Annotated in this window: 21 protein-coding genes; 11 read left to right on the top strand and 10 right to left on the bottom strand. The window is 57.4% G+C overall.

From position 1 onward, the window contains the following. Positions 1–177 precede the first annotated feature (177 nt). Together IPM21_09775 and IPM21_09780 are read left to right on the top strand one after the other, a co-directional pair. On the top strand, positions 178–2,091 hold the full coding sequence (locus IPM21_09775; GenBank protein ID MBK9164185.1) for a CocE/NonD family hydrolase: 1,914 nt from the start codon (positions 178–180) through the stop codon (positions 2,089–2,091). Positions 2,092–2,137: 46 nt separating this feature from the next. Continuing rightward, positions 2,138–2,506, top strand: coding sequence for a hypothetical protein (locus IPM21_09780; GenBank protein MBK9164186.1), 369 nt, complete (start codon positions 2,138–2,140; stop codon positions 2,504–2,506). Here IPM21_09780 and IPM21_09785 read toward each other — a convergent pair. Further along, positions 2,475–3,851 (bottom strand): HAMP domain-containing protein, encoded by a 1,377-nt coding sequence (locus tag IPM21_09785; GenBank protein ID MBK9164187.1) that lies wholly within the window; start codon positions 3,849–3,851, stop codon positions 2,475–2,477. The genes IPM21_09780 and IPM21_09785 overlap by 32 nt on opposite strands. Beyond that, a complete protein-coding gene (locus IPM21_09790; GenBank protein MBK9164188.1) occupies positions 3,848–4,534 on the bottom strand; it encodes a response regulator transcription factor in 687 nt (228 codons plus the stop codon). Before IPM21_09790 ends, IPM21_09785 begins: the two co-directional genes overlap by 4 nt. A 163-nt stretch (positions 4,535–4,697) precedes the next feature. Between IPM21_09790 and IPM21_09795 the strand changes: the two genes are divergently transcribed. Next, positions 4,698–5,210, top strand: a complete 513-nt coding sequence (locus IPM21_09795) for a Spy/CpxP family protein refolding chaperone (GenBank protein ID MBK9164189.1) — start codon at positions 4,698–4,700, stop codon at positions 5,208–5,210. Between the two features lie 62 nt (positions 5,211–5,272). On the opposite strand, the gene nagA is transcribed toward IPM21_09795, so the two are convergent. From nagA to IPM21_09820, 5 genes are all read right to left on the bottom strand, one after another. Continuing rightward, a complete protein-coding gene (nagA, locus tag IPM21_09800; protein MBK9164190.1) occupies positions 5,273–6,421 on the bottom strand; it encodes an N-acetylglucosamine-6-phosphate deacetylase in 1,149 nt (382 codons plus the stop codon). 74 nt (positions 6,422–6,495) lie between these two features. Next, positions 6,496–10,062, bottom strand: coding sequence for a carboxypeptidase regulatory-like domain-containing protein (locus tag IPM21_09805; GenBank protein MBK9164191.1), 3,567 nt, complete (start codon positions 10,060–10,062; stop codon positions 6,496–6,498). Positions 10,063–10,255: 193 nt separating this feature from the next. After that, on the bottom strand, positions 10,256–11,827 hold the full coding sequence (locus tag IPM21_09810; protein MBK9164192.1) for a DUF1343 domain-containing protein: 1,572 nt from the start codon (positions 11,825–11,827) through the stop codon (positions 10,256–10,258). 56 nt (positions 11,828–11,883) lie between these two features. Further along, positions 11,884–12,729 carry a beta-lactamase family protein gene (locus IPM21_09815; protein MBK9164193.1) on the bottom strand — a complete coding sequence of 282 codons (846 nt, stop codon included), beginning with the start codon at positions 12,727–12,729 and terminating at the stop codon, positions 11,884–11,886. A gap of 218 nt (positions 12,730–12,947) precedes the next feature. Then, positions 12,948–13,865 (bottom strand): LysR family transcriptional regulator, encoded by a 918-nt coding sequence (locus IPM21_09820; GenBank protein MBK9164194.1) that lies wholly within the window; start codon positions 13,863–13,865, stop codon positions 12,948–12,950. A gap of 165 nt (positions 13,866–14,030) precedes the next feature. Here IPM21_09820 and IPM21_09825 point away from each other — a divergent pair, with 165 nt between their 5' ends. From IPM21_09825 to IPM21_09860, 8 genes are all read left to right on the top strand, one after another. After that, a complete protein-coding gene (locus tag IPM21_09825; GenBank protein MBK9164195.1) occupies positions 14,031–15,023 on the top strand; it encodes a hypothetical protein in 993 nt (330 codons plus the stop codon). 205 nt (positions 15,024–15,228) lie between these two features. Then, on the top strand, positions 15,229–16,188 hold the full coding sequence (locus tag IPM21_09830; GenBank protein MBK9164196.1) for an energy transducer TonB: 960 nt from the start codon (positions 15,229–15,231) through the stop codon (positions 16,186–16,188). Then, complete coding sequence (gene murQ / locus IPM21_09835) at positions 16,188–17,090, top strand: N-acetylmuramic acid 6-phosphate etherase (protein MBK9164197.1); 903 nt, start codon at positions 16,188–16,190, stop codon at positions 17,088–17,090. The genes IPM21_09830 and murQ overlap by 1 nt, the downstream gene beginning before the upstream one ends. A 199-nt stretch (positions 17,091–17,289) precedes the next feature. Further along, on the top strand, positions 17,290–17,766 hold the full coding sequence (locus tag IPM21_09840; protein MBK9164198.1) for a hypothetical protein: 477 nt from the start codon (positions 17,290–17,292) through the stop codon (positions 17,764–17,766). Further along, positions 17,763–18,077 carry a hypothetical protein gene (locus IPM21_09845; GenBank protein MBK9164199.1) on the top strand — a complete coding sequence of 105 codons (315 nt, stop codon included), beginning with the start codon at positions 17,763–17,765 and terminating at the stop codon, positions 18,075–18,077. Before IPM21_09840 ends, IPM21_09845 begins: the two co-directional genes overlap by 4 nt. 6 nt (positions 18,078–18,083) lie before the next feature. Continuing rightward, positions 18,084–19,598: a sodium/solute symporter gene (locus IPM21_09850; GenBank protein ID MBK9164200.1), complete on the top strand. Its 1,515-nt coding sequence runs from the start codon at positions 18,084–18,086 to the stop codon at positions 19,596–19,598. After that, complete coding sequence (locus IPM21_09855; GenBank protein ID MBK9164201.1) at positions 19,579–21,744, top strand: glycoside hydrolase family 3 C-terminal domain-containing protein; 2,166 nt, start codon at positions 19,579–19,581, stop codon at positions 21,742–21,744. Before IPM21_09850 ends, IPM21_09855 begins: the two co-directional genes overlap by 20 nt. Beyond that, positions 21,744–23,216, top strand: a complete 1,473-nt coding sequence (locus tag IPM21_09860) for a diaminopimelate decarboxylase (GenBank protein ID MBK9164202.1) — start codon at positions 21,744–21,746, stop codon at positions 23,214–23,216. The genes IPM21_09855 and IPM21_09860 overlap by 1 nt, the downstream gene beginning before the upstream one ends. Here the strand turns inward: IPM21_09860 and IPM21_09865 are convergent, their stop codons facing one another. The 3 genes from IPM21_09865 to IPM21_09875 form a co-directional block, all read right to left on the bottom strand. Beyond that, the gene (locus tag IPM21_09865; protein ID MBK9164203.1) at positions 23,217–23,888 is read right to left on the bottom strand and encodes a phytanoyl-CoA dioxygenase family protein; all 672 of its coding nucleotides are present in this window, start codon (positions 23,886–23,888) and stop codon (positions 23,217–23,219) included. Positions 23,889–23,909: 21 nt separating this feature from the next. After that, positions 23,910–25,037, bottom strand: a complete 1,128-nt coding sequence (locus tag IPM21_09870) for a hypothetical protein (GenBank protein ID MBK9164204.1) — start codon at positions 25,035–25,037, stop codon at positions 23,910–23,912. Between the two features lie 166 nt (positions 25,038–25,203). After that, entirely contained in the window at positions 25,204–25,896 is a 693-nt protein-coding gene (locus IPM21_09875) for an HAD family phosphatase (GenBank protein ID MBK9164205.1), read from the bottom strand. Positions 25,897–25,929 lie beyond the last annotated feature (33 nt).

A 25,929-nucleotide genomic window follows, 5' to 3' on the forward strand; every position in this document is an offset into this window, starting at 1 on the left:
CAAATGCAATGGCCAACGCATCAGGAACGCTCACACCGATCCAACCGGGCGATGTGCCGGTCCGCTCGGACGTTGTACTAGTGGTCGAGATAGCCCCCAACTAGCGACTTGTGAATAAGTGAAGATTCGGCGAGAATTCCGGTACCTGCTTTTATTTGGAACAACCGGAGGCCGACCATGCCAAAAACCGCAATTCTCGCCGCGATCCTTTTTTTCGCGTTCACATCATTCGCTCAGGCTCCGCAGCAGCAAACGGAGCTTGCTGCGTACATCAAAGCAAATTACACGAAGCGCGAAGTGATGGTGCCGGTCCGTGACGGCGTGAAGCTCTTCACGTCCATCTACGAACCAAAAGATCGCTCTCAGAAATACCCTATACTTCTGAACCGGACCCCGTATTCGGTGCGGCCGTATGGTCCGGATGAGTTCCGGGCAACGCTCGGCCCGAACCCGCTTTTCGCCCGCGAGGGCTACATTTTCGTTTATCAGGACGTCCGCGGCCGTTGGATGAGCGAGGGCGAGTTTGAGAATGCTCGGCCCGATATTGCAAATACAAAGCCGACCGAGATCGACGAATCGACCGACACCTACGACACGATCGAGTGGCTTATCAAGAACGTTGAGGGTAACAACGGCCGGGTCGGAACTTATGGGATCTCATATCCGGGCTTTTACGTTTCGGCCGGAATGATCGATTCTCATCCGGCACTCAAGGCATGCTCGCCGCAGGCACCGGTCTCCGCTTGGTTCAATGGCGACGATATGCACCACAACGGAGCTTTATACCTCGCTCAGAACTTCGCCTTCTTCAGCAACTTCGGCCAGCCGCGACCGAGACCGGTCTCGGACAACTCCTACCTGACGCCTTGGAAGGGCCCTCAGGTCGTCGATGCCTATAACTATTTTCTGCAGGTCGGTGGGCTTAAGGAAGTGGCTGACGAATATGAGAAGAACCTCGGCTTTCGCATCAAGTTTTGGGACGAAATGATGGCCCGGCCGAACTACGATAGTTGGTGGAAAGAACGCAATATTCTCTACAAACTTAGGAACGTCAAGTGCGCGGTAATGACGGTCGGCGGTTGGTACGACAACGAGAATCTTTACGGTGCCCTCAAGGTCTATGAAAATGTCGAACGGATGAATCCCGGCATCTTTAACGTGCTCGTCGTCGGCCCGTGGGACCACGGTGGTTGGTCGCGTGCCGACGGGGACTGGCTTGGCACTGCATACTTTACCGAGAAGACCGGCGAACACTACCGCCGCAATATAGAAGTGCCGTTTTTCGACCACTTCCTCAAAGGCAAGGGCAGCATCGACCAGATAAAGGAAGTGAACGCCTTCGACACAGGTGCCGACTCATGGCGAAGCTTTGCCGCCTATGAACCTGACAATGGAACGGACACGGCTCTGTACCTGACCCCGAATGGCGGGCTCTCGTTTGAACGGCCGGCTGTCTCCGGCCATGATGAATACATCTCCGACCCGATGCGTCCGGTTCCCTACACGCAAAAGATCACTCGAAACTACCCGCGGGACTACATGACCGAGGATCAGCGTTTTGCCTCCACCCGGCCAGACGTTCTGGTTTATCAGACCGAGCCGCTCGACCGCGACATCACTGTCGCCGGCAACATAAAGCCATCGCTTACGATCGCATCTTCGGGCACCGATTCAGATTTTATCGTTAAGCTGATCGACGTTCATCCCGATGGCTATCGCTTTCCTGAAGGCAAGCGGCCGCCGGAGAACTCGGCATGGTCGGTCTTTCAGCCCGGCGGCTACCAGATGTTGCTCCGCGGCGAACCGATGCCGGCCCGTTTCCGCAACAGCTTTGAGAAACCCCAGCCACTCGCTCCGAATCAGCCGACCCGGCTTTCTTTTGTGATGCCCGGCGTTACGCACACATTCAAGAAAGGCCATCGGATAATGATCCATATCCAGAGCACCTGGTTCCCGCTCGTTGCACGAAATCCGCAGCAATACTTGGAAAATTACAAACTCGGCACGCAAGCCGATTTCCGGAAGGTCAGCAACCGCGTCTATTTCGGCGGCGGCCAAAGCTCGGCGATCGTTATTCCGGTAATGAAATAGTCACGGGCCGGTTGCGAACGGCTCGGAAAAAAATAGAATTGAGGATATGCCAGCTACAGCGATTCTTTTCGGAAGGCTTTTGATCCTGCTTGGGATCATTGGTTACGGTTATGGCGTCTATACCGGCTCGGCGAGCTTTACGGCTCTGATACCGGCCGTCTTTGGTTTGATCCTGATGGTGCTCGGTCACATCGCAAGCTCGAATGAGGGCTTGCGTAAGCACATAATGCATGCTGCGGTCGTCGTCGGCCTCCTCGGCTTCCTGCTTCCGGCGGGCCGAATACTCTCGACAATCGGTAGCTTCAAGTTCTCATTCGCTGCTGCGATGCTGATTCTTATGGCACTGCTTTGCGGAGCATTTGTCGCTCTCGCGGTGAAGTCCTTTATTGATGCCCGCCGTTCAGGGGCAGTTTGATTTCGACCTCAAGGCCGCCGTTCAAGTTGCGGGCAGCGACGGTTCCGGCGTGGGCGTGAACTGCCTGTTCGGTGATCGCAAGCCCGAGGCCTGTGCCGCCGCTTCCGCGGTCGCGGGCCTCGCTGACCCTGTAAAAGGGCCGGAAGAGATTCTTTAGCTGCTCTTCGGGCACGCCGCCTCCGTGGTCTCGGACGACTATACGGGCGTTTCCGTTCTTGGCTTCAAGTTCGACCTCGACGGTAGTTTCCGGCTGCGTATATTTCAATGCGTTTCGGAGAACATTCTCGACCGCACTCCGCAACAGGCTCTCGCTTCCATGCAGGTTGCATTCATCGAGCTTCACTACCTTGACCGAACGCCCTTTCGCCGCCGCTTCAAATTGAGCATCCGCCGCAACCTGCTCGACCAATTTGCGCAGATTCACAGGTGTCCGTTCAAACTCATCGGTGCCCGTTTCAAGCCTCGAGAGTGTCAGAAGCCGTCCGATCATTTCATTGAGCCGGTTCGATTCTGTCTCGATCCGATCGAGGCTCGGATGTGTCTCGTTGTTCGCTTTCTTTTTGGCGATCTCAAGTGCCACATTGAGCCGGGCGAGCGGTGAACGCAGTTCGTGTGAGATGTCTCGCGAGAGCGTCTTCTGCGAATTGATCAGCGATTCGATCCGCTCGGCCATCAGGTCGAAGTCGCGCGCAAGGCCCGAGAGCTCATCGCCCCGCCGGCCGACGCGGTCGGCAACCCGCGTATCAAGCTCGCCATCAGCAAGCCGCTGGGCAGCCTCGCGGAGCTTTCGGATCGGCGATGTAAGGTAAAGTGCAAGCAGATAGCAAACGATCAACGCCGTGATCAGAAGCCCGATCCAGCGAGCGTATCGGAGCCGCGTTTCGCCGAAAACCTGTACCGGCTGCGGCCGCGTCCAGCGGATTATCAAGGTATATTCCGTCCCTTCTGAGGTCTGGAATTGTCGGGCCGCAAGCGCCGATTCTGACGAATTCAATTCAAGCTCTACTTCACGGCTCTGCATCGTCCGCCCGACAAGTTCCTGATAACCCGAAAGGTCGTCCACATCCGCAAAAACGACGGTACCGTCCTTGCCTACAATGTCAATTTCGGTGATCGTCGTGCCGGTGCGGAGCCGGTCAAGAAACGTGCGCAGCCCCGTAATTCCCTGCTGCTCATAGATCTGCCCGGCGGTGTCGGCATAGATGCCGGTTTGGTTGCGGATAGAGACCTGCCAGCGGCTGACGACCGGCTCGGTCTGGATGGTCCAGTTCAAAAAGATGATCACGCCGATCATCAAGGCGATCGCCGCAAGGAACCAAAGGAAGATCTTGAAAAATAGGTTCATACGACCGTGTAAATATAGCCGACGCTCCGGACCGTTTTTATCCGGTCGCTGCCATTTGGCCGCTGGCCAAGCTTTTTCCGCAGGTTGCTGATGTGCATATCAAGGCTGCGGTCATAGGGCGAAAGCTCGCGTTCGAGCACTTTCTCGCTAAGATCTTCACGCTTTACGACGTTGCCCGCTTCCCGCATCAGCGCGGCTAGCAGATCAAACTCGACCGAGGTCAGCGGCAGATCGTCGCCGGCAAGCTTTGCCGAACGCGAAGCAGGCGCAAGTTCGAGGTCGCCAACAGTGATATTCTCCGGAAGCCCGGCACCGGCCTCTGCCGAAGTGCGGCGGAGCACTGCCTTTAGACGCGCAAGCAGTTCCCGCGGATTGAAAGGTTTTGGCAGATAATCATCCGCCCCGATCTCAAGCCCGACGATCCGCTCGGTCTCCTCGCCGCGGGCCGTTAGCATAAGCACCGGCAGGCTCGATTCTTTTCTCAGATTGCGCAGAACGTCGAAGCCGCTCATCTTTGGCAACATCACATCAAGCACCATCATTTCGTGCTCATTTGTGAGAGCCCGCTTTAAGCCGCTTTCGCCGTCGTGAGCGCACTCGGTCTCGAAGCCTTCGGCACCGAGATATTCACTGACCAGCTCGCAAAGCTCGTCGTCGTCGTCAACGATCAGGATCTTGCTCATTTCCAATTGCGATTCTACGCCAAATAAACCCCTTACGCATCAAGGTTTACAAATCTTTACGAGAACGCGGTGCTTCCTTACATACGCGGCCGCAATGTTTGCCGTCTAACGTACAGAGCGGAAAAACGTCCGCGAGATATTACGAACGGAAAAGGAAGTACACATGAAAAAGGTAAACATAGCAATTCTCGGCATCGCGATCTTGGGTATCGGAGCGATCTTCGCTTTTGCACAGATGGGCGACGGAACAGGAAAACATGCCGATGGCAAAAAGCGTTGGGGCAAGGGCGGAATGCATAGGATGCACCGCGGCGGAAAGGGCATGGGAATGAACCTTCGCGGCCTTGACCTGACAGATGCTCAGAAGGAGCAGGTAAAGGCGATCCATGAGGCCGCAAAGCCGACGATGGAACCGTTCAAACAGGCAATGAAGGAAAATCGAATGAAATTCCGCGAAGCCAAGCAGAACGGAGCCGATGAGGCAACGCTGACCGCAATCAAGAATGAAATAGCTCCGATCCGCGAACAGATGAAGGTTCAGCACGAGGTTGTGAAGTCGCAGATCATGGCGATCCTGACCGAAGAGCAGAAAGCTACGCTTGCCGAACGCGAAGCAAAGCGGGCTGAGCGAAGGGCCGGCCGCAAGGCTGATCGCGAAGCAAAGTCGCAGGAATAGTCCTCCTTCAGCCGAAGGATATTTGCCTCGGGGCCTCGGGCCTCGGGGCGTTTTTTTTTGTGCTATACCCGCCGTCCGCCGATGAAAACCGCAGCGACGTTCATCTCAGTGTCGAGGACGACCAGATCACCTCGCTTGCCTGCCGCGATACTGCCCATCTCGTCTGATCGCCCAAGAAGCCTCGCCGGGTTCCGCGAAGCCATTGTGGCAATCTCCGACATCGAGAACCTGAGCGATGCTGCCATTTTTACTGCGTCGAGCATTGTGATGACCGAACCCGCAATGCTGCCGCGTTCATTCTGAGTCCGGCCGTTCTCGACCGTGACCCGCTCGCCCCAAAGTTCGAACGTGCCGTCGCCGAGCCCGGTCGGTGCGACGGAATCCGAGATCAACGAAACCCGCTCTGGCGATTTCGCCCGGCACGCAAACTCGACCATCCGCTGATCGACGTGGATGCCATCAGCGATGATGTCAAAGGTCACATCCTCGCGCGTCAGCGCCCATCCGGCGACGCCGACCTCGCGGTGGTGAACGCCGGTCATCGCGTTGAAAAAATGCGTCAAGTGCCGCCCGCCCGCCTCGAACGCAGCGTCAAGCGTTTCGACGTCAGCCTTCGTATGTCCGATCGAGACGACCCAACCGGCAGCGATCAAAGCCTTCACCAATTCAACGCCGCCTTCGACCTCGGGAGCCAGCGTCGTAATATGAACGCCGCTCTGCAGCCTGGGCAGCTCGCGAACCTCGGAACCTGTGAACCGCTTGAAAAACTCCGGCCTAAGGGCTCCGCACATCTTTTCATTGGCAAAAACGCCTTCGTAATGAACGCCGACGATCTGCGCGATCGGCATCTCAGCCTGCATCGCCATAACGCGGTCGATCTCACCGATCACTCGTGCATAATTTTCATCCGCATCCGGCACAAGCGTCGGCAACCACGCAGTAACGCCGTGCCCGGCCAAAAACTCTCCGACCGCGATCAGCCCATCGGCATCCGCCGCGTTGACGTCAGTGCCAACGGCTCCGTGGTTATGCACATCAATAAAGCCCGGAAAAAGCGTACCGCCCGCGGCGTCAAAGGCCTCGATCGCTGTTTCGTCAAGCTCTCCGTGGCCGACCGCCGCAATGCGGCCATCCTCGACAAGCACCCAGCCATCTGGCCGCTCGCTGCCGCTATCGGCGATCACGGCGTTTGTTATCAGCACCGAATTCATAAATTGATTCTACAAAAGAAAAATGCCCGCGTCGCCGTAAAGCAAACGCGGGCAAGTCTTATCAAACAGCCGGATTAGAAGAAGAACTTCGCACCGAACTGCATGACCCGCGGGTCGCGCCAGGAGACCACCTGACCAAAGGTCGAACCCCCGTTTCCACCCTGCGAGACCGGCTGAGTTGTAGCCGTCCAAACTACCGTGCTCAATCCGCGAGGATTCGTCTGGTTAAAGACGTTGAACGCCTCGCCGCGGAGCTGAAGCCGGAAACGCTCGCTGAACCGGATAGTCTTGGACATCGTGAAGTCAACACGCTTGGTCGATGGCCCCTCAATGTAGTTGATGCCGCCGCTGCCGACAACATTCGCGATCGGGTTTGTATTATTGAGCGGCGTTACCTCGAAACAGGATGTATTGAACCACTGGGTTCGATCGCGCCTGCCGCCTTGGTTCGGGTCACAGGTCAGGTTCGGACGTCCTACCGTTAGAGCGGTCGGGATGATGCCGAGGCCTGCCGGATCAAATCCCGACACCGTCGGCGTAAACCCGAGGCCCGTTTGATAGGTCACGATACCCGATGCCTGCCATCCGCCAAGTACCTTTCCTACAAAACCACGCTGCGACCGATAAAACGGAAGCTCATAGACGTAGTTGATGGTCAGCACGTGACGGCGGTCAAGGTTGGCTCGGCCCCTTTCAGAACCGATGTCGTATGAATCCTGCGGAGCATTTGAACGGTCAGTTCGGTTGTCCGAGAGGTTCTTTGACCAAGTATAGGCCAGATTGAGCTGCGACGAACCGGTGAAGCGATGCTGGCCGGAGACCTGCATGCTATGGTAGCTCGAGTTATATTTTGGCTCAACGATCGTAACCGAACGGTATCCGCGATATGGTCGGATCTGATCGAGAATGATCGACTGTGCCGTTGTAAAGAATGCCTGATTCGGCTGCTGGCACGCAACGGTCGGTGTCGTTGAGGCACCGGTTGCACAAAGGCTGTTGAGAGCCAGTCCCGGCGGGAGCGAGTTCGCTCCATAACCGCCGATCAGGTTCGTACCCTTCGATCCGTAATAACCGACCGAAACGAGCGTCCGACGCATCAGTTGACGCTGGACGTCGAGCGACCAGTGCTGCATATAAGGCGTCTTCCAGTCGTCTTGAACAGCACGGACACTCGCAACTGTATTCGTTGCGATCACCGCACAACCGTTCGGGACCGGATTATCAAGCCTCGTTCCGCTGACAGAGCAGTTCTGCTGGTATGGCGGGTTGGTACCGATGTTCTGCAGGAAAATACCATTCAAGATCTGCTCGTGATAAATGCCGTATCCCGTGCGAACCGAGGTGCGGCCGTCGCCGAACGGATCCCAAGCAAAACCGATACGCGGAGCAAAATCGTTTTTCGGAACGTCAACCACGAACTTGCCGTAAGGCGAGATCGTCGGGTTGCAGTTCGGGAAAGGAACGGTGTTCTGCGAGTTAACGATAAGCCCTTCGCAGAAATTGCCCGTGCCGGGAACGCGGTTGCCCGCACCGGTCACAAGCGGAGCATTCGCCCGGTTGTAAAGCTCCGGAACGAAGTTGCTCAAGCGGCCGTTCTTGTCCCACGGCGAACCGAAGAACGAATAACGGACGCCGTAGTAGAAGGTTAGATTGCGGCGGAGTCGCCACTCATCTTGGAAAAATGCTTCAAAGGTCTTCTGCCGCAGATCTGCGGTGTAGTCAAAGCTTGCCTGCGTAAAGGTCACGTTAGTGCCTAGCAGAAAGTTTGCCCAGAGCTGCTGAGTCGCGTTGCCGCCCGGAGCGATGGTGTTGCCCGTTGCTCCCGGGGTATTGAACCCGGAGAAGATGCCTTCGTTGTTGCCCGCGAGAGCGTTCTCGTTCTTGCGGTACTTAGAGTAAACAGCACCAAACTTCATCGTGTGGCTTCCTGCGATCCACGTCGCCGTTCCTGAAAGATTGCCTTTCCACGAGAAGTTGTCGTAGGGGCCGAAGCCTTGAATGGCGCTGAAACCGTTGCCGCTGATCGTCGGAATGCGGTCGCGGTCGTTGGCATATGCTAGCGGCGGCCGGATCGGCGAGTTCTCAAGTGCGATAAGTCCAACGTTCTTGCTCAGAATAGCTCCATAACCAAAGGTGTAGCGTCCTTCAACAATGAACTTCGGCGTCGCTGCCCAGGTGACCTGTGCCGTATGGGTCCGGCCCGGCGAGTCGGTCGCTGTAGTCGAAACGCCTGGAAGTCCGGAGCCCGACGAGAACAAAGCGTTCGCGTCAACCGTCGGGATGCTGTCCCGCTGAAAGCGGTAATACATCGAGACCTTGTCGTTGAACGAGTGGTCGATCTTGATCACTTCCTGGCGAAATTCCGCGATGCCCGCGGCCGGTGCGAAGAGCGTGTTTACACCCGAATTTGGCAGCGGCAGCCGACTGTAAATAAAGTCAATGTACTGCTGAGCGACCGGGTTAACGTTCTGCAACGTGCTATTCGCCGGAAGCACCTGATTACATGTGGTGCCGGTTGCCTGCAAGCAGATCGGAACCGTGAAGAATGCATTACGCTGATTCTGGGTCGGGACCGTTGACTGCAGCGTCGAGGAGCGGCGGTCATCACGCCATTCCTGCGAGAAGAAGAAGAACGTCCGGTCGTAGCGCTTAAAGGCACTCGCTCCTGGCTCTACCTCGCCGAAGCGAAGGAAGTAAACCGGCCCGCCGAGTGTCCAACCGTAGTTGTTGTAACGGAAAGGCGTCCGCTTCGCTTTGCCATTATCGTCGCGGCCGAGCGGCGGATTTGCAAGGTTGTTCGTCTCAACGTTATTCGCGTTGAAAGCCTCATTGCGGATAAATTCGTAAACGCTGCCGCGGAACTGCGATGTTCCACTGCGGGTTACAATGTTCACCTGTCCGCCGCCGCTGCGGCCCGATTCTGCCGGGTAAAGTGAACGAAGGACCTTGAACTCGCCGATCGAATCAACGCTCGGGTAAGCCTGGATGGTCAGGTTCGAACCGCGGTCGGTCACGTCCGCACCATCAACAGTGAAGGTGTTCTGGCTGGAACGTGCACCGTTGACGGCGATCTGGACGATGTTTGCCTGGCCGGCGGGGTTCGTCGTTCCGACGTAAACCTGGTCCGAAAGGTCGTTGGTCACACCCGGTGCGAGTGTTACAAGCTGGACGAAGTTGCGGTTGTTGATCGAAAGCTCGCGAACCTGGTCACCGCTGATGACCGTACCGCTAGTTGACGACGTAAGGTCAACCGAAAGCGGGTCGGCCTCGACCGTTACGGTCTCGTCAATGTTGCCGGCTTCAAGCGTAACATCGACCGAACGCCTTTGGCCGACATCGAGCTTAACGTCTGTCTTGATCGATTTCTTGAAATTCGGGGCCTCGACCGTCACGGCATACGTGCTGATCGACAGGTTCGGCACCGAGAACTCACCGCTGCTATTGGTTGTAACGGTGCGGACGACTATATTGTTCTTGCTTGGGTCCGAGATCGATACGGTTGCACCCGCAACGGCCGCTCCGGCCGAGTCGCGAACGCTTCCGACGATCGAGCCCGTCACCTCTTGAGCCGTTGCGACCGTAGCCGCGGCGAAGAGGAGCGAAAGCGCGAACAGTAAGGAACTGAATTTTTTGGCTTTCATCTTTGTCCTTCCTTTTGCTTCGAAAATAGAAAAATATGGATTGCTTGCCATAAGAATAATTTGGGTTTTTGGAGTTTTATCCAAATTTTCGTTATCGTTATAGCCACACGAATTTCCGCAAATTTCCGCAACTTGCTGAAAACAAATGCCTTGTTACAAGAACCTTAAATCGCCGGAGAAACCCCGGCCGGTTTTACGGCTGATAAAGCAAATACAATGCCCAACGCCGTTTGAATTCCTCAAGGCTCGCCGCCCATGAGGCCTCGATGGTTTCGGGCTTCTCGCCGGCCTTGAGCCGGTCGAGCACGTCCTGATTTACGAGCAGACGCAGGTAGCGGTCGGCCTGCCAATCATTCGGGTAAAGCGAGCGGATAGCCGCGGCGACCTCGATCCCTGTTCGGACGGAATTGAACCGTCCGCGGTCGGTGATAATAAAGTTCACTCCGCCGAGCTGCTCGTCCTTAAAGACCGATGCATTTGGCTTGAACCGGACCGGCACGAACCTGACTCCCGGCAAGCCTCGCCCGTTAAGATAATTCGCAAGCCGCTGTCCATCCAGCCACGCTGCGCCGATGTGCTCAAAAGGCGTGTCCGTGCCGCGGCCGACGCTGACGTTGGTCGTTTCCATCAGCCCGATGCCGGGATAAAGCGTCGCCTGCGTCAGCGACCGCATATTCGGGCTCGGGTTGACCCACGTCTGGCCGGTTTCGTCGAACCACATCGCCCGCCGCCAGCCTTCCATCTTTATCACGCGAAGGTCGGCGCCGATCTTCCGCTCGGCGTTCATCATCTGCCCGAGTTCGCCGATCGTTAGCCCATAGCGGACCGGGATCGTGTGTGCCGCGATGAACGAAAGCTTGTCCTCGGTCGCCAGCGGACCTTCGATATCGACGCCGTTTATCGGGTTCGGCCGGTCGAGCACGTAAACTGGGATCTTCGCCTTCGCGGCCTCTTCCATCACGTTCTTGAGCGTCGCCGTGTAGGTGTAAAACCTCGCCCCGATGTCTTGTATGTCGTAAACGATCGCGTCGAGCCCGGCGAGCTGCTCCGGCTTCGGCCGCCGCATTCCATCCTTATAAAGCGAATAGACGACGAGGCCCGTTTTCTCGTCCTTTGTGTCGTCGATCTTTTCGGTATCAAGCTCGCCGCGAATGCCGTGCTCCGGTGCAAAGATCGAAACAAGCTCGATATTCTTCGCCTCGTACAGAATATCGATCGTCGATTTCCCCGCCAGATTCCGGCCGGTATGGTTCGTCACGAGCCCGATCCGCTTTCCTTCCAGATCCCTAAAACCGTTCTTCTCAAGAATGTCGATGCCGTTCAGCACCGGACCGTACGTGACTCTTGGTGGAGCCGAAATCGAAACGGCTGCACCGCTAAGGTTGGTCGTGTCGCGTTCTCTATTTGCCCTCTCTGCAGCCTCGCGGAACCTAGGAATCTGAGCAGCAACCGCTGCGTTGTACTTTGCCTCTGCTTCTTTCCATCGTTCGATCGGCAGGTCTTCGATCGCGGAGGCGGCGATGGTTGCGATGCGTGCACGGGTCGCGACGACATCGCCTTTGCCGTCCGGGTGGACGCGGTTCGACATAAAGACGACGAACGTCTCCGACGTCGGGTCGATCCAGATCATCGGCCCCGTAAATCCCGTATGTCCAAACGACCCAAGCGGAAAAAGCTCGCCACGGTTCGACGAGAATGTGGTGTTCATATCCCACCCAAGCCCCCGCGTCGAACCATCCTCGGCAACTACATAAGGCTGCGTCATTCTCGCGACCGTCTGAGCGGATTGCGGAGGCCTGACCCTGTTTTGAGTACCGCCTGTTAGGCCCTGCTGACGCGCAGGCACGCCATTCCGCCGTTCAAAATCATCTGCGCATATCGAGCAAGATCATCCGCCGTCGAAAAAAGCCCGGCATGTCCAGCTACACCGCCCATTCGGAAGGCGGTTGGATCATGTACCACACCGCGAAGTATTTTATTGCCCGTGTGAGCATCTCCCTCGAACTTCGAGCCAAGATAGCTATTTTGGCCGCGGATGTTTTCGGTGGGCGCGATCCTCGTCAGCGTTCCTCGCCAGCCCGATTCTGGGAATCGCATGAAAGATGAATTCTCGAGCGCGGATGGCTTTAGCAACGAGGCAGCGGCGAACTGATCCACTTCGTTCTCTGAGACACGAAAAACAATTTCCCCCAGCACAATGAACCCAATATCCGAATAAACAAATCTTGTCCCCGGAGCGGCTCGCAACTTTTCTTTCTTTAGTGCGGCTAGCATTCCGTCGCGGCCGGTCCATTTTTCGCCGAGGTCGAAATCGGGGCGGTAGCCGGAGGTGTGTGTGAGAAGCTGCAGGATCGTGACCTTTTTCGCTTCGGGGTCATCAATGTCGGTGATGTATTTTCCGATGGTGTCGCTGAGCCGGAGCTTGCCTTGCTCGACGAGGATCATTATCGACGTAGCGGTTGCGACCGGCTTTGTCAGCGAAGCGACGTCAAAGATCGTATCGATGGTCATCGGCTCAACGGTCGGTACCAGCGAGCGGTTCCCGAACGCCTTCCGATAAACGATCTTGCCCTTTCGCCCGACTATCACGACCGCACCCGGCATTTTCTTATTAGCAATATCGCCGTTGACGATCGCATCGATCTGAGCCAGCTTCTCAGCGCTCATCCCGACCGACCTCGGTGCCGCCACCGGCAACCCCTGCGCAGCCGCTGAAATACCGAGAAGAAGAGCAAGAACCAAACAGGATGCACAGGATAGACAGGATAATATCAACTTATCGAACCAAGACCGCCTAACCACTTTCACCATCATTTTCATCCTGTACATCCTGTCTCCCGTTCTCCTCTTCTCCGTGTCTCCTCTTCTCCGCGTCGTATCCAAACCTACCGCTTCGCCTTTAGCTCCTTCTCCCGCTCGGCGAAGCTCGCCTTGCAGAGCCTTACAAATTCTTTCGCTATCGGCGAGTAGTGCCCGCCTCTCAAGCGTGCGAGCCCGAGCTCCCACTTGATCTCCGCGCCCTCGATGAACCACGAGACCAGCCTGCCGTCCTTTATCTCCTTCGCGACCGATTTCACACCCGCGATCCCGACGCCCATCCCGATCTCGACCATCCGGTTGATCGCTTCCTGGCGTGAAAGCTCCATCGTAATGTTTGGCCGGACGTTTGCCGCGGCAAAGAATTCATCTATCATCCGCCGCGTGTTTCCGCCGCGTTCGCCGAGTATCAGGTTCTCGCCCGCGAGCGTCGCCGCCGAGATGTATTTCTCCTTTGCTAGCGGATGCCCCGGCCAGGCGACGGCAACGATCTCGTCCGAGAAAAGCGATTCGGTGCTAATGCTCAGGTTATCGACCGGCAGCGAGACAAAGGCCGTGTCTATCTCGCCGTGTAAGATGCGGTCGACCAGCCGCGAGCTCGTTCCGGCCGTTACGGTCAGCTCCGAGTTTGGATACTTTCGCCTGATGTCCTGGAGGATGACCGGGAGCTGGTTCATCGCAAAGGTGCCCGAGGCCGAGCCGATCCGCAGCCGGCCGTGCTCGCTCCCGGCGATCTCGGCTATTTCGGCGACGGCGGCGTCGTGCTCGCGGAGTATCTTTCGGGCACGCTCGAGCAGGTGCTCGCCCGCTTCCGTCAGGATCACCCGCCGCGGCGTCCGCGTAAAGAGCTGCAGCCCGACCTCTTCCTCAAGCTGGCGTATCTGCATTGAGATGGCCGCCTGCGTAACGTTCACGCGCCGGGCTCCGGCCGTAAAGGTCTTTGCCTCGGCGATCGCCAAAAATGCTTTTAGTTGTCTGATCTCCATAAGAAAAAGTGCGGAGTTGCAGGGTTAAGTTTGCTTTGGTGACCGGCTCGGCCGAAACCGCCCGTATCACACATGCTTATTGAGAACATAAAATCTGTTAAATTTGATTATATGTCAAGCTTCGCGGACACTGTAAACGTTTCTGTCCGATGATTTTATTCCCCTATGGCATCCCCGGCCAAACGACGAACCGCGAAACCGCCACCGCACGCCCTTTACCTCGGCGTTGACGGCGGCGGAACGAAGACCCACATCGCCCTGCTCAACGCCGCCGGCGAGCTGCAATGCGAGGGCTTTGCCGGGCCTTCGAATCCGCTTCGCGTCGGTGTTGAAACGGCCGTCGGCAACATTATCAAAGCCATCAGCGAGGCCTGCGACCAGAGTGGACTTTCTCGCGGCGATATCGAGTCCGCAACGCTCGGGCTCGCCGGCGTCCGGCGTGCGGACATCCGCCAGCGCATTCGCGAGAGCTTTCTTCAGCGGATCCGTGCGAGCCGCGTCGTCGTCGTTACCGACGCCGAGATCGCTCTCTACGCGACCACCGAGGGCAAGCCCGGCCTCGTCGTCATCGCCGGTACGGGCTCGGTCTGTCTCGGCATGAACGCCAATGGAAAAACGGCGATCGCCGGCGGTTGGGGGCCGCTTGCCGGAGACGAAGGCGGCGGTGTCGGCATCGCCCGCCAGGCACTCCAGGCCGTTGCAAAGGCCTCGGACGGCCGCGGCATCCCAACCATTTTGAGCCGCCGGGCATCGGAGTATTTTAGAGCATCGGGGCCGGAGAACTTGATCGTTGCGATATACTCTCCGCAGGTAGATAACAGCCGCATCGCCGGTTTTGCGAAGATGGTGGTCGATTCGGCCGCCGCCGGGGATGCCGTTGCGGAAAACATCGTGAAGGAAGCGGGCTTCGAGCTTGGCCTCGCCGCCTGTGCTGTAATAGAAAAACTCGGGCTCAAGCGAAACAAGGTCCCGATCGGCTGCGTCGGCAGCATTTTCAAGGCAGGAGAACTGCTCACGGGCCCGATGATCGAGGTGATCAGAACCCTGGCCTCAAAGGCCTACCTAACCGAGCCGCTAATGCCGCCGGCCAACGCCGCCGCCCTGATGGCATTGAGAAACGGAGCGAACAATGGAAACAGTCAGAACCGCCTGCGTTAGCGGGCGGCCGGTTTGTAACATTTTTAGATGCTTCCGGTAACCGAACAAGAGAATCCGCGAACTGCCGCAAGCAGCGGTCGAAAAGGCCATCGAGGCTGCGCGAAGGATCCGCTTTTTGCCCAAGGTCGAGGACGGTTACTATATAACGTCAAGCAGGACCATTTCATTCATTTTTAACGCTGATTGATACAGGAATTCTAGAGCAATGAAAATCTTTCCACAGATCCTTATTTTTATATTTGTTCTGGCCTTCGCTTTGTTCGGCCAGGTTGACCCAAATGCTGAAGTTAAGTGGTCGATCCTAGAACCGGGCGGCGACGCGTTTTCGGTCGAGACTCCGTCTGCCATGACCGTTAATCGGATGAAGATCGACAGCAAGCGAACGACCCTACTTTACGCGGGTGGACTTGAAAGACGCTACTTTTTCGTGGCTGTCGATTTTCCCGGTTCCGAAGGATTCTTCAGTGTCGTCGAACGCTTGATCGAGGAGTACGCTAACGCTGAGCCCGGTCCAATCGTTGAGGGAGCTACCAGCGAGTATCAATTCAAGGGGCTGGACAACTTTTACCATCACATAATCCAGACCAAAACGTCGGCGAAAATCTACACTTTTCACGCCTTGAGCCCGAAAGAGAACGACCCGATGGTCACCCGGTTCGTTCACTCCGCGAAGATCGCCGGTAAAGACCTCTTGCCACCTCTGGAATCGGCCGCACAATTGAGACAGGAAGCGGAGGTGCCGAAGGTCGATAACGGATCCACGAATTCTTCTTCGGCCACCGCGGCTACAACGAACCCTTCAGGCAGCGGATCGGGTAGCGGGTCGGGATCCGGAAACGCACAAACGTCCATCGGACCGAGCGTCAAGCAGAACGCATCACATGCAGCCAAGGTTGAAGACAAGCCTTTCCGTATCAGGGCTACGCCGAGGCCCGAATATACGCGTTTTGCTAAAGCGTATTTTTTGAGCGGTGTCGTAGTGGTCCGGGCAACGTTTATGTTGGGCGGAACAGTCGAGAATGTCGTTGTCGTCCGCGGTTTGCCTTTCGGCTTAACGGACGAAGCGATCAAAGCAGCAAGACAGATAAAGTTCGATCCGCCGACGAGAAACGGTCAACCAGTTACTATCTCGCGTCCTATTGAATACAATTTCGTTGTTTATTGATGCTTCCGGTAACCGAACAAGAGAATCCGCGAACGGCCGGCATCGACGGGGTTTCTACGCTTGATGCTCTGCGGCTGATCAATGACGAGGACAAGCTCGTCGCACTTGCGGTCGAGCGTGTGCTGCCGCAGATCGCCGAAGCGGTCGATCGCATCGTCGAGCGGATGAAGGCGGGCGGCCGGCTCTTTTACATCGGCACCGGGACGAGCGGACGGCTCGGCGTGCTTGATGCCTCCGAGATACCGCCGACCTATGGCGTTTCTTATGACCTTGTTCAGGGCATCATCGCCGGAGGCTGGGATGCTCTCTACAAAGCGAGCGAGGCAAGCGAGGACGACCGCGAGGCGGGCATCCGCGATATCGAAAAACGCGGCGTCACCGGAAAAGATGCGCTCGTCGGCATCGCCGCCTCGGGGCGGACGCCCTATACCATCGGTGCGGTCGAGCATGCACGGGCGATGGGCTGCTTCACCGCCTGCATCGTCTGCACGCCCGATTCGGCAATTGAAAAGGCCGCCGAGGTCGCAATAGTCCCGGTCGTCGGCCCCGAGGCGATCACCGGTTCGACCCGAATGAAGGCTGGCACGGCTCAAAAGATGGTGCTCAACATGATCTCGACCGCCGCGATGATCCGGCTCGGCTACGTCCGCGGGAACAGGATGACGAACGTCAAACCCTCGAACGAAAAACTCCGCGACCGCAGCCTGCGTATCCTTATGGCGGAAACCGGCCTCGACGAAGAGGCCGCCGCAAGCCTGATGGACTCAGCCGGCGGCGACCTCCGCGTGGCATTGGTGATGAAGAAAGCGTCGGTTGATCGAGAGGTTGCCGAAGGACTGCTTAAGCGGTCCGATTACGTGGTCGACAGGGCTTTAGGGCGCTTACCGGTAGTTCATGAGTAGGGTTTTGTCGGCCATCTGTTGCAGCCGTTTTTGCGGCCGAGATCGAACGGCCAACGGTAATGAGGCAGTGTAGATTGCGGGCGACTGATCAGCGTGTTTCGGTTTTTGGATTGTGCATTTTGTGGTACTTCTGATGGTTTCACTGTGGCTCGGGCATCCGAGTCTTTACGCTCGACCCCTCCGAGCAAGAATTTGAGTTATGAGATACGCGACGATCCTCGTCTTTGCATTTGCACTCTTCGCCGGAACCGCAAACGGCTGTGTCGCCGTCGTCTCCGGGCTTCGAAAGCAGTTTCGTGAGGCAAATGTGATCTTCACAGGGCAACTGATCGAATTTGAAGAGCGGTCCAATGCAAATATTCCGGCCGAACTGCTGGAAGATTGGAAAACCCTTGCACCAGTCCGCTTTAAGATAGAGAGGTCATGGAAAGGGCAGCGCTCAGGGGAGTTAGTACTGTACATGAGCCCGATCTGTGACTGTCCAGTGCGGTACCTTTTGCCCAACAAGGGGGATACGCTACTTGTTTTTGCAGACAAGGACGGAATTGTCGATAGCTGCAATTATGGATATGTTCTAGAAATGAAGAACGAGAAGCAGGCCGGCGAGGCAAAATCGGTGATGAAGCGACTCGATTCTTTCTGGTTCCGAACCTGGGCACGGATCTATCCGTTTTGATGAAAGAGAACGACCCTGAGATCTTGAATGCCGCTCTCGAGCTCGCTACTGAATGGGGCGAGAATTTTCACAAGCCGATCGGCGATCGGATGAAGGCGAGATTTCCCGGCATTACCGATGGTGAGATCGGCGAGGCCGAGGCGATCGCTAAGCGGGCCGAGAGTCGAATTTACGAGTTGGCCGAAATGGAAGAACGCGGCCAGCTATCAGAATCTGATATCACCCGCATCGCGGCCGAGGAATTTCCCTGGCTCGAAGCCGACCATATCGGCAGGCTAAAGAATATAGGAATGTATTACGCCCGGCGATAAAACCAAATGCAGACACTCGACCTCATCATCATCTTCGGCTATCTGTTCGGCATCACCGCCTTCGGTATCTGGTATGCCGGAAAGCAGGAAACGACCGAGGACTACTTCGTCGGCGACCGCAACGTGCCGTGGTGGGCCATCTCGATGTCCATCGTCGCGACCGAAACGAGCACGATCACATTCATCTCGGTCCCGGGCATCGCCTACGCCCGCGGCGGAAATTTCGAGTTTTTGCAGCTCGTCTTCGGTTATCTGGTTGGCCGCGTGGTCATCTCGCTCGTCTTTATTCCGCTCTATTTCAAGGGCGAATTGCAGACGGTTTACCAACTGCTCGGCGATCGCTTCGGCGGCAAAGTAAAAATGCTCGCCTCCGGCCTGTTCGTCATAATGCGCAACATCGCCGACGCCATCCGGCTGCTGCTTACGGCTATCGTTCTCGCCGCGGTCTATACGGCATTTAGCCCGACGACCGATCCGGCCTACGTCATCGTTGGCTCGATTCTGATCCTTGGCATCGTGATGATCATTTTCACCTTCTACGGCGGCATCGAGGCGGTAATTTGGATCGAGGTGGTGCAGCTTGTGATTTACGTTGGCGGTGCGGTCGCCGCGGCCGTCGTTTTGATCAACAGCATCGATGGCGGCATCAGCGGAGCCATCGAGCTCGGGCGGCAATACGACAAATTTGCCCTCTTTGATTTCAATCTCGATTTCGCCAAGACCTACACATTCTGGGGCGGCGTTCTCGGCGGCTGTTTCCTTACGATGTCCACCCACGGAACCGACCAGTTTCTCGTCCAGCGATATCTCTGCACCAACAAACCGAGTGCCGCGATCATGGCCCTGATGACCTCAGGTGCAGTAGTCCTCGGCCAGTTCATCGGCTTCCTTTTCATCGGCGTTCTGCTCTTCGCGTTCTACGCTCCGTATGGAATGGAAGGCTACGCGACGGCAGCACCGACCTTCCCGTTCACCGGCGGCGACAAGGTCTTTCCGAACTTTATCACCCAGCATATGCCGACCGGGCTTTCCGGTTTGGTCGTCGCAGCCATCTTTGCCGCGGCTCTTTCGTCGTCGCTAAATTCGATCGCCTCGACCGCGGTCAACGACCTCTATAAACCCTTTGCGAAAGATAAATCAGATAAGCAGTTGATGCGGATCGCCGGTATTTTGACGGTCGTGGTCGGCATTATTCAGATCGCCATCGCCATCGGGCTCAAGGACGCAAATAGCTCTGCACTCAGCATGGCACTCGCCGTCGCCTCGCTTATCAACGGCCCGATACTCGGCGTGTTTCTTGTCGGTAGTTTCCTTAAAAAAGCCCGCGAGGTCCACGCATTGACCGGAATGATCGTAAGTATTTTGGTGATGACATACGTCCTGCTTGCATCAAATGGATTCGTCCCGGGACCGGTCATCGCGTGGCCGTGGTATGCCCTGATCGGCAGTTCGATCACAGTCGTAGTTGCGTTCATAACAACGCTATTCGTAAATAATGGTAATGATGAAGTTTCTAATTAGTTCTTTTCTCGTCCTAAACATTTCGCTGGCCTCCCTCGCTTTTGCCTCGCCGCAGGTAGTGACGGCACAGCCTTCGGCACGATTCGAGCCCTCGAAAAAGTCCTGGGATTGGGCCGATAGGACGCTCAAGAAAATGACGACCGATCAGAAGGTCGGGCAGTTGATCCACGTCGGCATCAATGCCCGGTTTGCCAATCAGGACAGTTGGTTCTTCAAGGACCTGCGGCGGCACGTGACGGAAAACAAGATCGGCGGAATCATCTTTTTCGGGGCTCCGATCTATGAAACGACCCACATCGCCAACCGAATGCAGGAGGCGGCCAAGATACCGATGCTGATGTCGCTCGACGCCGAGACCGGCATCGGAATGCGGTTTCAGGACGCGACCAACTTCCCTTGGGCAATGGCCGTCGCCGCGACCGGCGAGCCCGAGTTTGCCCGTCGAATGGGCGCGATCACCGGCCGCGAGGCACGAGCCATCGGCATTCAGCACGTTTATGCACCCGTGCTCGACGTCAACAACAACGCCGATAATCCGGTCATCAACGTCCGCAGCTTTGGCGAGGACCCCGAGGACGTTGCACGCTTCGGCGTCGCCTTTGCCCAAGGGCTTCAGAGCGAGCGGGTCATCGCGACCGCCAAGCATTTTCCCGGCCATGGCGATACGAATGTCGATTCGCACCGCGGGCTTCCGATCATCGATCTCCCCAAGTCGCGGCTCGATTCCGTCGAGCTTGTTCCCTTCCGCCGAGCGGTCGAGGGCGGCATCGGCTCGGTGATGATCGCCCATATCGCGCTTCCGCAGATCGATGGCGAAGAGATCCGCCCGCTAAAGGAATACCAGGGCGGCGACGCCGAACCCGGCACCGAGATCGTCACCGAAAAGGCGACCATCCCCGCTACGCTTTCGCACAAAGTGCAGACCGAGATGCTGCGAAACGAGATGGGCTTCAAGGGCCTTATCGTCTCCGACGCGATGTCGATGAGCGGCCTGACGCTTTATTTCACACAGGAGGAAGCTGGCGTCCGCGCGTTCCTCGCCGGTACCGACATCCTCGAAAAACCAGAGAATGTTGACGCGATGATCCGCGGCCTGAAAGCCGCCGTCGCAAGCGGACGAATACCGATGGCACGGCTTGATGACTCGGTCCGCCGCCAGCTTGCCTGGAAGCACGCCGTCGGCCTGACCGAGCAAAAGATAACCCCGCTTGACCAGATCGACCGCATCGTCAGCGGTCCCGAAACGAACCGGCTGACCGATGAGATAGCACAACGTGCTATCACATTGGTGCGGCAGGAGGCGGGTGCAATGCCGGTCAATCGGGAAAAGAAGATCGCGGTCTTTGGCATCTCGAATGGTTTTGATGGCCCCGCGACCATGGGCCCGTTTGCCGGCACGCTCCGCTCGGCGGGCCTCCGGTTCGGACAGGCATATTTGCAGGAGAACTCGCTCGCCGAGCAGGCCGCCGCGGCCCGAAAGACCGTCATGGAAGCGGACACCGTGATCGTCGGGCTCTACGGCCGCGTTCGCTCGGGTGCGAGGAACAGCGTCGGCATTCCCGAGAACGGAGCCGCAATTCTCCGCGAGGCACTCGCGGCCGGAAAGCAGGTGATCGGGATCAGCTTCGGCAATCCGTACATTCTGTCGTCGTTCCCCGAGATGAAGACCTACGTCGTCGCGTACGGCGACATGGCAAGCCTCCAGCGTGCCGCCGCAAGAGGACTTCTCGGCCAGCAGCAGTTCACCGGAAAGCTGCCGATCAGCCTTCCGGGCTTACACCCACGCGGCTTTAATGCATCGCTCAACTTACCTAAACCGATTGCCCTTCCAAAACCCAATTTTCCGCCTGCGGCCTTAGCTGTTCGGGCGAGGAGTGACGTTTTGGTAAACGTTTTGATTGATGAAAGCGGCATGGTCAGCGAAGCTACCGCGATTTCAGGTCACCCGCTGTTGCGACAGGCAGCAGTGAATGCCGCTAAGGGTTCCAAGTTTCAAATCGATGATGAAACGAAAACGAAACAAATAACGATCATATATCGCTTTGCCGAAGAAGGTACGACTGACTCACCGTGCTGTGAAGGGTTTCCGTACTTGGTTACGATAGCTGCCCCGGACATCAGAATAGCTCCGGGAGGTGTCCATTAATGGCGTCGTGGCGAATTGACGATTTTCTTACCGTCCGCGATGGGCGGCTGCACATTGACGGCCACGACGCCGTCGCGCTTGCCCGCGAATACGGCACGCCGCTTTTCCTCTATAGCGAGCCGCGGATCCGCCACAACATCGACCGGCTCAAGCGGGTCGGCGAGGCTGTCGGCTGCGGATTCAAGCTTTGTTATGCAGCGAAGGCGATGTCCACGCTCGGCGTCCTTCGTTCGGTGCGCGATGCGGGTTGCGACCTTGAGGTCAATTCGGGCGGCGAGCTTTGGAAAGCTTTGAAAGCCGGTTTCCGCGGCGACCAGCTAAATTTCAACGGCCTGAGCAAAGAGGCATGGGAGATCGAACTCGCGATCGAGAACGGCGTTTATGCGATCCAGGTCGATTCGCTCTACGAGCTTTCGCTGATCGAAGAAACGGCCACGCGGCTCGGCAAAAAGGCGAACGTCAGCCTCCGGCTCGTCCCGGGCATCGAATCGGCGACCCACTCCGGCCTGCAGACCGCAATGCTCACCTCGAAATTCGGAATGATGCCGGACGAGGCTTTCGGGGCTTTCGCACGATATAAAGACTCGGAACACCTGAACCTAAGCGGCATTCACCTGCACGTCGGCTCGCAAAACCCTTCGCCCGAGGTTTACACACAGGCGTTTGACGAGATGTTTGGTGCCTTGCTCCGCATCTATCGCGAGACCGGGATCCGGTTGCAGCACATCAATCTCGGCGGCGGCTTCCCGGTAAATTATCTCCGCGACGGTGCGCAGGCCGGCGACTTCCCCGCCGAACAACGCGAGATGTTTGCCGCCGACTTTGAGCCCGCCGAGGCGATGCGAGCCGCCTGGGCCGCGGTCCTCAAGAAAGCCGAAGCCGAAAACGTCGTCGATCTGCTCGAAGGCATTACGCTTCTCCTCGAACCCGGCCGCTCCATCATCGCCGACGCCGCCATCTGCCTGACCACGGTCCGCAATCACAAGGAACGTCCCGTTCATCAAAGCTCCCCTCCTTACGAAGGAGGGGTGGCCGCCGCTTCGGCTGACGGGGTGGTTCTCGCATCTGACCACCGACCACTGACCACTGACCACTGGCTCCTAACCGACGCCGGCTTCAACATCCTGCTTTCGATGGAGACCTACAAATGGTACTACCATCTGGTCTCAGCCGAGCGTGCCGGCGAGCCGCACGAAACGCCCTACAAACTTGCCGGCCCGCTATGCGACGGCGGCGATGTCTATTTTGATATCGAGGGAGAAGGAAGGCTGCCTGACCACCGGCTCTTGCCCGAAAACGTCGAACCCGGCGAGGTGCTCGCCCTGCTCAATTGCGGTGCCTATTCGCTCGCCCAGGCCTCGCAATACAACGGCCGCTTCCTTCCGCCCGTCGTCATGACAAAGGCCGACCGCACCGCCGAACTCATCCGCCGCCGCGACACCTTCGAAGACCTCATCGCCAACGACCTTTGATCAGGCGATCGCGAGTTCGACGCCATCGAAAAGTTCAAGAGCGGGAGCGTATTCAATATGCAGAACGCGACGTGGCCGGTCGCTTATACATTTTGACGAAGCGTGGACGATCAACGGGCTCATCGCGATGACCCCACCTTTCGCGACCGTGCACGTAACCTGCGGTCCATCGGTTACGACCCTATCGATCTCCGTGTCTGATAATCGTTCTTTGTGCGAGCCGGCGATGAGACGTAGCGGACCGTTGTCCGGTCCCGAATCATCGATGTGAATACGAAGGGCAACTATCTCGCGAAGCACTCGTGCCGGAGCCTGGCAAAATGTAATTCCGTCTTTTATCGTCGCAATTCCCCAGTCATTGGAACTCGGCGGCCGGACCACGGGAAGTGTAGTGTCCTGGTGCCATGCGACAAGCCAATTTGCCTTGCCCGCTTTGTTAAAGAGCGTCGCCTTGAAGGGTATCAAGCGCTTGCCAGAAATACTATCGACAAGCTCGGTCAACCGTGGGTCACTAGCCAAACTGCGAACTGCAGGGTCAGCCATAAGGTGGCGATAGCCCGGCCGCTCCGGCTCGGCATTCAGCACCCCAAGCCGATCAATAAACGAATCCATTTCCGAGTGCTCAAACACCTTCTCCGTAATGAGATAGCCATTTTCTGAGAAGTTAGTCACTCAAGTGAATCCCGCGGTCATCTACATTCGGTTTTGGACAAGGATCGGCCGGAGTCCGTCCGCGTCCGTTTCCGAAAGCTGTGTACCTTTTTCGTGAAGGTCCGCGAGGTTTGCGAGTGCGATCGCACGGCTGCTTTCGCCGCGGATATCGGCGATGCCCGCAAACTGGGCCGCGATCGAGCCGAATAAGACATACTTCGCCTTGCTGTCGCGGGTCTCGGTGTCCTTTTGCGAACGCAGCACCTCGTAAGCCTCGTCGAGTGCCTCAAGGGCTTCGTCCTTCTCGTCCCGCCGCCAATATTCGCGGGCAAAACCAAGAAGTGTATTCGCGATCTGCGTCTTATCGGCAACGGCGTCGAGCGTCCGGTCCGCGAGGTCAACGCTGCCTGCCCGCATCAGCCCCTGTGCGACAGCGGCAAGCAGCGCATCGCGATGAACGTTGTCGAGCTCCTCGGCAAAAACGCGGGCACGCTCAAAGGTCTCGATCGCCTTGTCGCCCCGCTTTGCGTCGATGAAAGCATTGCCGATGTCCGTCAACATGCGGATCCGCTCTTCCTCGTGCTCTATCTCAAGCCCGAGCGACGCCGCGGATTCAAGATACTCGGCCGCCTTCAGTGTGTCGTCTTTCGCGAGCCGCATCGCCGCCATCGCCATCAATGCCCCGGCTGCGGAAGCGGGATAATCTATCGCCGCAAGGGTTTCCGTCGCTGCCTCTTCGTCGCCCGATTCGGCCTGCTTGATCGCGATGCCGGCAAGCACCTCATCCGGATGCAGCACTTCGGCGGCTATCTCGCGGGCCCGTTCGAGGTCGCCTTTCGCGGCCTTGATCAGAGCGATCGCCTCGCGAGCCTGCGACTGCAGCCCGTATTCCTCGATCGCCTCGGCAAGCTGCATCGCGTATTCGTCGTCGTCGAGTTCGGCACACTTCGCCGCCACCGCGATGAGCAGCCGGTCGCGGACGTGCGGATCATCGACCGTATCCGCGAGGCTCGCCGCAAGATCGACCTCGCCCCGCGCAAGAAACCGCGGCACCACCGCCGAGATGGCCTCCGCGCGGTCGTCGCTTTGCGGCATCCGCTCTGCAATAAAAGCCGCCGCCGCCAACACATCCGCCTCAGCCGCAGCCCTTGTCACAAATCTTTCAGACATAATGTTCTAAGCCACAGAGGTCACAGAGAAACTGTGGGCTCTTGGTGCGATCGGTCGCGAGCGAACCGAGCAAACTGTCGGCAGATCGAGCCCGAACTCGCCGAGCCCGCAACCAAAGACTCAACACGCCGAAAACCTCAATGTCTCTGCGTCCTCTGTGGCAAATCTAATTGAAAACTCGGCGGAGCGATTCGGGCATCCAGTCGTCGAGCCGTTTCGCCACCGCTCCGGCTCCTGCCGCACGAAGTTCTTCCGCCGAGACCGTGTTCGCCACGCCGAGCACCTGAAGATCGGCGGCCTTTCCGGCCATTACTCCGGCGGGCGAATCTTCGATCACGAGGCAATCTTCGTGTACCATAGGCAGCCCGCCCTTCGCCACGCGGGCGAGATCGATCTGCCGAAAGCCCTCGCGGTAACATGTCGGATCGGGCTTGTAGGTGTGGATGTCCTCCGCCGTCAGCACGACCGAAAAATATGGCGCAAGGCCCGTCAGGCTGAGCACAAGCTCGATCTCTTCCCGCTTTGCCATGCTGACGATGCCGAGGTCGAGCTCGGTCGAGGTCTTCTTGATGAAGTTCTCAACGCCCTCAAAAAGCGGCACGCTCTGCTGAACGCTCTCCCGCCAGCGGGCCGTCTTCGCCCCGGCGACCGAGTCGATATCACTTTCTGATATCTCTTTGCCCGCCGCCTCAAACATCGAGCGAACAAACACGCGGTCGTTCATCCCCATCCGCGAGTAATAATCCTCGTCGGTCATTTCGATGCCGTAGGGCTTCATCACCTCGCGATAAGCCTCGCACTGCACCTGCTCGTCATCAATGACGACGCCGTTCCAATCCATTAAAACTGCTTTGATCAAATGTTGTTACGAGTCCCGCCTTTTGGCGGCCGG

It is taken from the genome of Acidobacteriota bacterium, assembly GCA_016716435.1.
Lineage (GTDB): Bacteria > Acidobacteriota > Blastocatellia > Pyrinomonadales > Pyrinomonadaceae > OLB17.

Bases quoted from the DNA above. Each gene is read 5' to 3' on its own strand.
- IPM21_09775 (MBK9164185.1), top strand. From the start codon at position 178: ATGCCAAAAACCGCAATTCTCGCCGCGATCCTTTTTTTCGCGTTCACA.
- IPM21_09780 (MBK9164186.1), top strand. From the start codon at position 2,138: ATGCCAGCTACAGCGATTCTTTTCGGAAGGCTTTTGATCCTGCTTGGG.
- IPM21_09785 (MBK9164187.1), bottom strand. From the start codon at position 3,851: ATGAACCTATTTTTCAAGATCTTCCTTTGGTTCCTTGCGGCGATCGCC.
- IPM21_09790 (MBK9164188.1), bottom strand. From the start codon at position 4,534: ATGAGCAAGATCCTGATCGTTGACGACGACGACGAGCTTTGCGAGCTG.
- IPM21_09795 (MBK9164189.1), top strand. From the start codon at position 4,698: ATGAAAAAGGTAAACATAGCAATTCTCGGCATCGCGATCTTGGGTATC.
- nagA (MBK9164190.1), bottom strand. From the start codon at position 6,421: ATGAATTCGGTGCTGATAACAAACGCCGTGATCGCCGATAGCGGCAGC.
- IPM21_09805 (MBK9164191.1), bottom strand. From the start codon at position 10,062: ATGAAAGCCAAAAAATTCAGTTCCTTACTGTTCGCGCTTTCGCTCCTC.
- IPM21_09810 (MBK9164192.1), bottom strand. From the start codon at position 11,827: ATGACGCAGCCTTATGTAGTTGCCGAGGATGGTTCGACGCGGGGGCTT.
- IPM21_09815 (MBK9164193.1), bottom strand. From the start codon at position 12,729: ATGAGCGCTGAGAAGCTGGCTCAGATCGATGCGATCGTCAACGGCGAT.
- IPM21_09820 (MBK9164194.1), bottom strand. From the start codon at position 13,865: ATGGAGATCAGACAACTAAAAGCATTTTTGGCGATCGCCGAGGCAAAG.
- IPM21_09825 (MBK9164195.1), top strand. From the start codon at position 14,031: ATGGCATCCCCGGCCAAACGACGAACCGCGAAACCGCCACCGCACGCC.
- IPM21_09830 (MBK9164196.1), top strand. From the start codon at position 15,229: ATGAAAATCTTTCCACAGATCCTTATTTTTATATTTGTTCTGGCCTTC.
- murQ (MBK9164197.1), top strand. From the start codon at position 16,188: ATGCTTCCGGTAACCGAACAAGAGAATCCGCGAACGGCCGGCATCGAC.
- IPM21_09840 (MBK9164198.1), top strand. From the start codon at position 17,290: ATGAGATACGCGACGATCCTCGTCTTTGCATTTGCACTCTTCGCCGGA.
- IPM21_09850 (MBK9164200.1), top strand. From the start codon at position 18,084: ATGCAGACACTCGACCTCATCATCATCTTCGGCTATCTGTTCGGCATC.
- IPM21_09855 (MBK9164201.1), top strand. From the start codon at position 19,579: ATGATGAAGTTTCTAATTAGTTCTTTTCTCGTCCTAAACATTTCGCTG.
- IPM21_09860 (MBK9164202.1), top strand. From the start codon at position 21,744: ATGGCGTCGTGGCGAATTGACGATTTTCTTACCGTCCGCGATGGGCGG.
- IPM21_09870 (MBK9164204.1), bottom strand. From the start codon at position 25,037: ATGTCTGAAAGATTTGTGACAAGGGCTGCGGCTGAGGCGGATGTGTTG.